Genomic DNA, 7,312 nt, shown 5'->3' with positions numbered 1-7,312 from the left:
ACGGTTTCACGTTGCTCGAAATCGACACCGCTGAGATGCTCGATAAACGTGGTTACAAAATGCTGGCGGGTTTGCTCACCGTCACTGACGATATCGATGCCAGCGTGCTGCTGTTCGTGCAATGCCAGGCGCAAGGCATCCTGTTTGCCTTCACGGAGTTGTTGGTCTTGCAATTTCCAGGGTGACCACAGTGTTTCAGGTTGTGCAAGCCAGGACGGTTTCGGCAAGCTGCCGGCAGTGGAGGTGGGTAGCAGTGTGTTCATGACAGATGACCTGATGTTTTAGAGTGTGATCAATGCGCGTGGCGAGCAGACCACTGCTCTAGCGTGGCTTGATAGGGTTTGACAAATTGCTCTTCGGCATATTTGCCCTGCTCGATAGCCAGGCGGCTACGCTCTGCGCGGTCATAGACAATGCGCGTGAGTGAGTAGTCCTGGTGCTGCAGGCTGGGCTGGTAGCACTTTCCGGCTGCCGAATTGGCGTTGTAGATTTCAGGTCGGTAAATTTTCTGGAACGTATCCATGGTGCTGATGGTGCTGATCAGCTCCAGGTTGGTGTAATCAGCCAGCAGGTCGCCGGAGAAATAGAAAGCCAGCGGCGCGGCACTGTTCGGCGGCATGAAATAGCGAACTTTCAAACCCATCTTGTTGAAGTAGTCGTCCGTCAGGGAGTAGGCATCCTGCAGGTATTCAAAGCCGAGCACCGGGTGCTGGTTCTCGGTGCGGTGATAGGTCTTGCTGCTCGATACGCTCAGGCAGATAACGGGTGGCTTGTCGAAGTGCTGCTTGTAGGTGTCGGAATTGACGAAGCACTTGAACAGCTTGCCATGCAAATCGCCAAAATCATCGGGGGTGCTGAAATGTGTGCGGTTTTTATTGTGCTCCAGCAGGCGCACACTGAAGTCGTAATCGCGCACGTAAGAAGAGAAATTGTTCCCGACCATCCCCCCGATACGCGTGTTGGTTGCACGGTCGAAAATGTCGGCTTTCAATATCTCTATCAGGGGCAGAGCAGTGCTGCACTGTTGGGCGGCAAGGTTCATTTCGACCGAGATTATTTCAAGTTCGACAGAGTAGCGATCACCTTGTGGATTGTCCCAATGCGCCAGGGTATTGAAGCGATTATCGATCATCTTCAGGGTGTTGCGCAGGTTTTCCTGGCGATTGGCGCCCCTGGCCAAGTTGGCAAAATTGGTAGTAATGCGAGTATTTTCGGCGGGGTGATAATGTTCGTCGAAAACAATACGCTTGAGGGTAAACCGAGGTTCGTTATTCATGGTGAACGGGTGTCCTGATGCCTGAGGTGCTGGCGTAGTTTGATAGTGTGATCATTCAGCCAGCGCTTCCCAGCTTCCATCCCTGGGACTTTCGCTCAGTAGTCTCTTGAGTGTTTATGATGAGACGTAGTTTAGGCGGGGGTAGTCATTGAAGGGTAATGAATAGATTTCACAGGCTTTTTAGTACTGTTCATGTTGGGTAAGTCAGTTGAAGATGGCCCCGGCTCATCGACCGGGGCCTACAGCACGGCGGCAGCTATTGCCGCCAGGGCATCAGGCACGCTTGATCAACGCTCACCGTCTTTTTTTTGCCCGGCGTCCTGCCCGCGCTGGCCACCCATCCGCCCGGCATCAGATGCCTGGTCCTTGTTGCCGTGGCTTTCGCCCGCTTGCCCACCTTGGCGGCCGGCTTCCTTGGATTTATCCCAGTCCTGGTTCATCTTGTCGTCGGGCATCTGCCCGCCTTGCTGGCCGCCTTTCTGATTTTGAGTCATGTCGCCACCGGCGCCATGGCCGCCTTGCTGGCCTGCCTTGCCGACATCGGTATTGGCGGTGCCGCCTTGATTTGCGCCTTTGTCTTGGTTGTTAGCCATGATCGCTTACCTCAAGTCAACACAGGAAGTTCTGTGTTCAGTTGTGACCTGCGCAAAGCCCGGTGAAGTGCAAAACATTGCGGCTTTTCTGACGAGGCGCTTTAACGACCTTCGGCCCGGTATTTAGCGGCTGAAAACCCAGCGGCCACGCTGCGTTTCAGCGGATACCCAACCAGCGATCGAGTGAGAGGCGGCCGGCGCCCTTGGCCACCAGCAGCAGCAACAGCCCTGCCCAGGTCAGGTGTGTCGGCCAGGCATCCGGGTAGACAAACACCTCGATCACCGTGGTCATGCCCAGCAGCGCCAGAGCCGAGAGGCGGGTGAACAACCCCAGCACCAGCAGCAGCGGGAACAGGTGCTCGGCATAAGTGGCCAGGTGCGCGGCAAGGTGTGAAGGAATCAGCGGCAAGGCGTATTCACTTTGAAACAGCTCATAGGTGCTCGGGGTGATGGTAAGCACGCCCTCGACCTTGGTCCGCCCGGACAGGAAGAACACCGAGGCAATCCCCAGCCGCGCGATCAGGCACAGTACCGAGTCGCCCAACAAGCCTTGCAGCCATTCGGCAAGCCGGTTCCAGTGCTGACGCAGGCCGGGGCTGGCGGTTGTGGTGGGGGAAATGTGCATGGCAGCCTCCTTCAACGGGGCAGGGACAGTGGGGCGAGTGCCTGGGCGCCAAGCAGGCTACCCAGCAACGCATTGAAGTCCAGGCCGGGTTCGGCCTGCAGTGCCAGGGCCGAGGCCCGGTCCAGGTCATGCCCGTTGGCACAGGCATCCAGAAACGCGCAGGCGCCCTCGGTCAACGCCTGCCAGCCAACACCCTCGACGTCGCCCACCAGCAACACGCCTTCGCCATGCCAGGCGATGTGCTCCGGCAACGGCTGCGCCAGCCGGTTATGGTGCCAGAGGGTGTACACCGGATGCTCTGCGAACCACTGCCAGCGTGCGCTGCGCCGCGGCTGCAAGGTACAGCGGGCAAGGTCGCTGGCGGTCATCCCGGCGAGTTCGGCCACGTCCAGGGCGGGTGCCTGCTCGGCGCAGAATGCTTGCAACCACAGCCAGTCCAGCCGGGCGACGTCGGCCAGGTAGGTCAGCCCGTTGGCGCAGGCGAAGGGGGCCAGGTAGTCGGCAAAGGTTTCGCCGTAGGCAATCAGCCGCGCATCAGGCGGCGGGTACTGGCGGGTGCAGCGGCCAGCCACGTCGGCCAGCCAGTCGCGACCGACCAGCCGTTCGACGCTGGGGAAGTTGTCGCAGAGCGCGTCAACACAGCCCTTGAACACGGTGTTGCGGTACACCGCGAAGCCGGGTTGCGCGGCAACGCCGGTTGCGCTGCCGTGGTACAGGGCCTGGATGAAGGTGTCCTGAAAATGCGCCAATGTGCGGTTCATGCCGGCCTCCGTGACAGGCTGAGAATGGCCTGGGCCACATCGCGTTCAGCCAGCAGGCTATCGAACCCGGGCAGGTGGTCGTCACGTTCGATCAGTGTCGGCCGTGGGCCGATGCGCCCGACCAGGCGTTGGAACAGGGCCCAGACCGCTTCGCTGACAGGGGCGTCGTGAGAGTCGATCAGTAATGCCGAGTCGGCGTCGTGGCTGTACCCGGCCAGGTGGATCTCGACAATGGCCTCGGCAGGGAAGCGGTCAAGATAGGCTTCGGCAGAGAAACCCAGGTTGTGCGCGCTGACATGCACGTTGTTGACGTCCAGCAACAAGCCACAGCCGGTGTGCTGCACCAGTTCGGCAAGGAACTCGGCTTCGGCGTAGTCGTGGCCCTCCAGGCTCAGGTAATGGCTGGGGTTCTCGACCGCGATAGGCCGGCCGAGTGCATCCTGGGTACGCTGGATATTGTCGGTGATACGCCGCAGGGCTTCGCTGCTGCGCGGAAACGGCAGCAGGTCGGGGTGATAGTGGCCGCGCCAGGTTGACCAGGCCAGGTGTTCCGACACCAGTGCCGGTTGCAGGCGTTGCACCAGCGCTGCCAGGCGCTGCAGGTGCAGTGGGTCGGGGGGCGCAGCGGCTGCAAGGGACAGCGAGACCCCGTGCAGTGATAGCGGGTGGCCGGCGCCGATACGCTCCAGCCAGGCGAGCCGTGGGCCGCCGACCATGTAGTTTTCCGGGTGCACCTCGAACCACAGGTGTTCGGTGTCACAGCCCAGTGCCTGTGCATAGTGCTCGGCCTTGAGGCTCAGCCCGGCACCCAGCGTGTGCAATGCGTTCATGGTCGGCGGCCTTCGCTCAGGACTTGATCGGGGTCAGCGAGCCCATGCCGTTGGGCGTCTTGATCGAGGTACAGGTACCAGCGGGCACGTTTTTCCAGTGCATGCCGTCATAGTCCTGCTTGGCACTGCCGGCGCAAGAGGTGCCAGCACCCGCTTTGCAGTCGTTTTTCCCGGCCATGGCCACGCCGTAGCATTTTTCCATGGCGGCGCCAGCAGGCGCCTTGGTGTCGGCTGCCACGGCGGTGCCGGCCAGGGTGGCGAGGGCAACGGCAGCAGCGGCAAGGGCGAAGTTGTTCATGGTGGATCTCCAGAAGTGGCAAGGCCGGTGGCGGTTCCCCTCGGCTCATCCATCAGTTCGTCATCCGTGCGGTTCGGGTTACAGCAGGCAAAAAATATTTTTTGAGGTTTTCCAAGGGCTCTCCTAACGTTGTGAAGCACACCACCGGTCGCATTTTTCCTACGGGGTGTAACCAGGACCGCTCATGCCGCGAACTACCCCTCAGGCACACTTGAACGCACGCGAGGCGCAGCTGCAGCAATTGCTGTTGCATGGCATGCAGGGTGACGAGCAGGCGTACCGGGCGTTCCTGAGTGCGCTGGCGGTACATTTGCGGGCCTTTTTACGCCGGCGCCTGGCCGGGCGCCCGCATGAGGTCGAAGACCTGCTGCAAGAGGTATTGCTTGCGGTGCACAATGCCCGCCATACCTACCTGCCCGGGCAGCCGCTGACCGCGTGGGTGCAGGCCATCGCGCGCTACAAGCTGGCCGATCACTGGCGCGCCTTTGCCCGCCACGAAGCACTGCACGAACCGCTGGACGAAGAGCAGGCCCTGTTCGCCAGCGAGGACGACCAGCCACAGGAGGCCAGCCGTGACCTGGGGTTGCTGCTGCGAAGCCTGCCCGACCGCCAGCGGCTGCCGATCCAGCACGTCAAGCTCGAAGGCCTCAGTGTCGAGCAGACGGCCAGGCTGACCGGGTTGTCCAGCTCGGCGGTCAAGGTTGGCATCCACCGTGGGCTCAAGGCGTTGGCGAAAATGATACGAGGCAAACCAGACAATGAAGACCATTGATTTGATCGGCCTGCTGGCCAAGGGCGAGGTGCCTGGACCGCGGCATGCCCTGGCCCGGCGCTTTGCCCTGGCGCTGATTGCCGGCGGCCTGGGCGCGCTGCTGTTGATGATGGCGGTGTACGGCGTGCGCGCGGACCTTGCCGACGTGGCGCGGCTACCGCTGTTCTGGGCCAGGCTGGCGCTGCCGGCAAGCCTGGCGGCGGCGGCATTGTGGCTGTGTAGTCGCCTGGCGCGCCCGGGGGTGAACGGCGGCGCGGCCTGGGTGGTATTGGCCCTGCCCATCGTGCTGGTATGGCTGGGCGGGGCGATGGCGTTGGTCGGTGCGCCGGTCGAATCGCGTGCCGAGTTGATGCTGGGACGTACCTGGCGTACCTGTGCATTGAACATTGGCTTGCTTGGCATTCCGGCGCTGGCGGCGGTGTTCTGGGCCTTGCGCGGCCTGGCGCCGACCCAGTTGCGCCGGGCCGGCGCAGCGGGGGGGCTGTTGGCCGGTGCTGTTGCCACATTGGCGTACTGCCTGCATTGCCCTGAGATGGAGGTACCGTTCTGGGGTGTGTGGTACGTGTTGGGCATGGCGCTGCCCACCGTGCTGGGGGCGCTGCTGGGGCCACGCTTGCTGCGTTGGTAGCTGCCAGGTGCGCATGGAGCCCGAAGTTGGCCTGGGCTGCACCGTGCTGATCTACTCCCCAGGTAGGCGGGTAACGCGCCTGGTGGTGAGCTTGACCCGATGACTCTGGCCGGTCCCGTTACCCAGCATGCAGAAACCATCCTGCTGGTGGATGATGAACCGACCGTGCGCATGTTGCTGACCGATGCGCTTTCAGAGTCTGGGTATACGGTCCACTGAACCTGGCTACCGTGAAGCGCAGAGCTAGCCAGGGAGCCACTGGGTCATATCACTTTTACTGCGCGACCAATGAACTTCACCGGGCCGGTAGGCAGGCCTGAAGGCGAGCCGCCAGCCTTCTCCAGGGTCAGCTCGAACAGCTGGTTGGCCTCCAGCGGGGGCAGGCTCTGCAGCGGCACGCGGTAGGGCTCGCCCGGTTTGACCAGGCCCAGAGAAACAGGCGCCTGCCACTGTTCACCCTTGGTCCAGAACTGTAAGGCCATGCCCTCTGGGACCGCATCGCGCCCCAGCGGGATCAGCTCGATCACCCGGCTGTCGCTGGCCTGCACGACCCAGCCAGGGGCCTGGCTGCTTGGCGCCACCAGTACCACCAGGTAACGGGTTGTGGGGGCCGGGGTGGTCAGCAAGGTAAACGCCAGTAGCAGGCTTGCAGCCAAGCCGGCGGCGCTTAGGCCTTGCCACAGGCCAAGACGTTGCCACCAGCCGAGCTGCGATGCCCTGGCGGGTGCAGGCAGCTCATCGAGACTGCGCTGGATACGGCCCCACAGGCGCGCACTCGGCGGCTGCGCGGTGGCCAGCTCGGTCAGCGGCAGCAGGCGGGCTTCCCAGGCATCCACGGCGGCGCGCAAGGCGGGGTCTGCGCTCAGGCGCTCGGCTATGGCGGCATGTTGCTCGGGTGGCAAGGTTCCCAGCACATACTCCCCGGCAAGGGCGTGCAGTGCTTCGATAGCATCGGGCTTCATTCCAGGCACTCCCGCAACGCCTTGAGGCTGCGCTTGATCCACGCCTTGACGGTGCCCAGCGGCGCGCCCAGCAGGCTGGCGATCTCGGCGTGGCTGCAGCCATCCACATAGGCATGCAGGATGCAGCGCTGCGGCGCGGGCTGTAATTGCTCGAGGCAGCGGTAGATCTTTGCCGAGCCTGACCAGAGGTCCATCCCATCCAGCCCACCGCGCATTGCCAGCGCAGCATCAACCTCGACGTCGTCAAACTCGGTTTCCCTGCGGCTAGCACGGATCGAATTCAGCGCCAGATGGCGGGTGATGCTGTAGATCCAGCCCCGCGCCGAGCCGCGGGCCGGGTCGAAACTGGCGGCGCGGGTCCAGATACGGATGAACGCATCGTGGACGATGTCTTCGGCCGTGGCGTCATCCTGCACGATGCGCCGGGCAACGCCCAGCAGACGTGCGCCTTCGTGATCATAAAGCGCCTGCAAGGCGGGGCGATCGCCCTGCGCACAGGCCTGCAGGCAGCGTTGGAAGTCGAAAGGGACTGCAGGCGAGTTCAACGAGTGCGGCTTCCTTGAGTCA

10 protein-coding genes and 1 pseudogene are annotated in these 7,312 nt (G+C 62.6%); 2 read left to right on the top strand and 9 right to left on the bottom strand.

The window, feature by feature from the left end; all coding sequences use genetic code 11:
• The 7 genes and pseudogenes from HP547_RS05080 to HP547_RS05050 form a co-directional block, all read right to left on the bottom strand.
• Window positions 1-263: pseudogene (locus tag HP547_RS05080) on the bottom strand (methionine synthase); the annotation flags it as partial.
• Between the two features lie 29 nt (window positions 264-292).
• Window positions 293-1,276 carry a DUF1852 domain-containing protein gene (locus HP547_RS05075; RefSeq protein WP_172285656.1) on the bottom strand — a complete coding sequence of 328 codons (984 nt, stop codon included), beginning with the start codon at window positions 1,274-1,276 and terminating at the stop codon, window positions 293-295.
• Window positions 1,277-1,563: 287 nt separating this feature from the next.
• Window positions 1,564-1,869: a hypothetical protein gene (locus HP547_RS05070; protein ID WP_172285655.1), complete on the bottom strand. Its 306-nt coding sequence runs from the start codon at window positions 1,867-1,869 to the stop codon at window positions 1,564-1,566.
• Window positions 1,870-2,026: 157 nt separating this feature from the next.
• Window positions 2,027-2,494 carry a DoxX family protein gene (locus tag HP547_RS05065; RefSeq protein ID WP_172221946.1) on the bottom strand — a complete coding sequence of 156 codons (468 nt, stop codon included), beginning with the start codon at window positions 2,492-2,494 and terminating at the stop codon, window positions 2,027-2,029.
• An 11-nt stretch (window positions 2,495-2,505) separates the two neighbouring features.
• Window positions 2,506-3,255 (bottom strand): DNA-binding domain-containing protein, encoded by a 750-nt coding sequence (locus tag HP547_RS05060; protein WP_172285654.1) that lies wholly within the window; start codon window positions 3,253-3,255, stop codon window positions 2,506-2,508.
• Complete coding sequence (locus HP547_RS05055) at window positions 3,252-4,085, bottom strand: DUF692 domain-containing protein (protein ID WP_172285653.1); 834 nt, start codon at window positions 4,083-4,085, stop codon at window positions 3,252-3,254. The genes HP547_RS05060 and HP547_RS05055 overlap by 4 nt, the downstream gene beginning before the upstream one ends.
• Window positions 4,086-4,101: 16 nt before the next feature.
• Complete coding sequence (locus HP547_RS05050; RefSeq protein WP_172221955.1) at window positions 4,102-4,383, bottom strand: DUF2282 domain-containing protein; 282 nt, start codon at window positions 4,381-4,383, stop codon at window positions 4,102-4,104.
• A gap of 184 nt (window positions 4,384-4,567) precedes the next feature.
• Here HP547_RS05050 and HP547_RS05045 point away from each other — a divergent pair, with 184 nt between their 5' ends.
• Window positions 4,568-5,155, top strand: a complete 588-nt coding sequence (locus HP547_RS05045; protein WP_172221958.1) for a sigma-70 family RNA polymerase sigma factor — start codon at window positions 4,568-4,570, stop codon at window positions 5,153-5,155.
• Complete coding sequence (locus HP547_RS05040; RefSeq protein ID WP_172221961.1) at window positions 5,142-5,783, top strand: DUF1109 domain-containing protein; 642 nt, start codon at window positions 5,142-5,144, stop codon at window positions 5,781-5,783. Before HP547_RS05045 ends, HP547_RS05040 begins: the two co-directional genes overlap by 14 nt.
• A 263-nt stretch (window positions 5,784-6,046) precedes the next feature.
• Here the strand turns inward: HP547_RS05040 and HP547_RS05035 are convergent, their stop codons facing one another.
• Both HP547_RS05035 and HP547_RS05030 read right to left on the bottom strand, forming a co-directional pair.
• A complete protein-coding gene (locus tag HP547_RS05035; protein WP_172285652.1) occupies window positions 6,047-6,745 on the bottom strand; it encodes an anti-sigma factor domain-containing protein in 699 nt (232 codons plus the stop codon).
• Window positions 6,742-7,290 (bottom strand): sigma-70 family RNA polymerase sigma factor, encoded by a 549-nt coding sequence (locus HP547_RS05030; protein WP_172221967.1) that lies wholly within the window; start codon window positions 7,288-7,290, stop codon window positions 6,742-6,744. Before HP547_RS05030 ends, HP547_RS05035 begins: the two co-directional genes overlap by 4 nt.
• Window positions 7,291-7,312 lie beyond the last annotated feature (22 nt).

This window comes from Pseudomonas sp. CM27, from assembly GCF_013179515.1.
GTDB lineage: Bacteria > Pseudomonadota > Gammaproteobacteria > Pseudomonadales > Pseudomonadaceae > Aquipseudomonas.
Note: the sequence above shows the minus strand (reverse complement) of the source record. Positions and strands in the feature narration are given on the sequence as shown.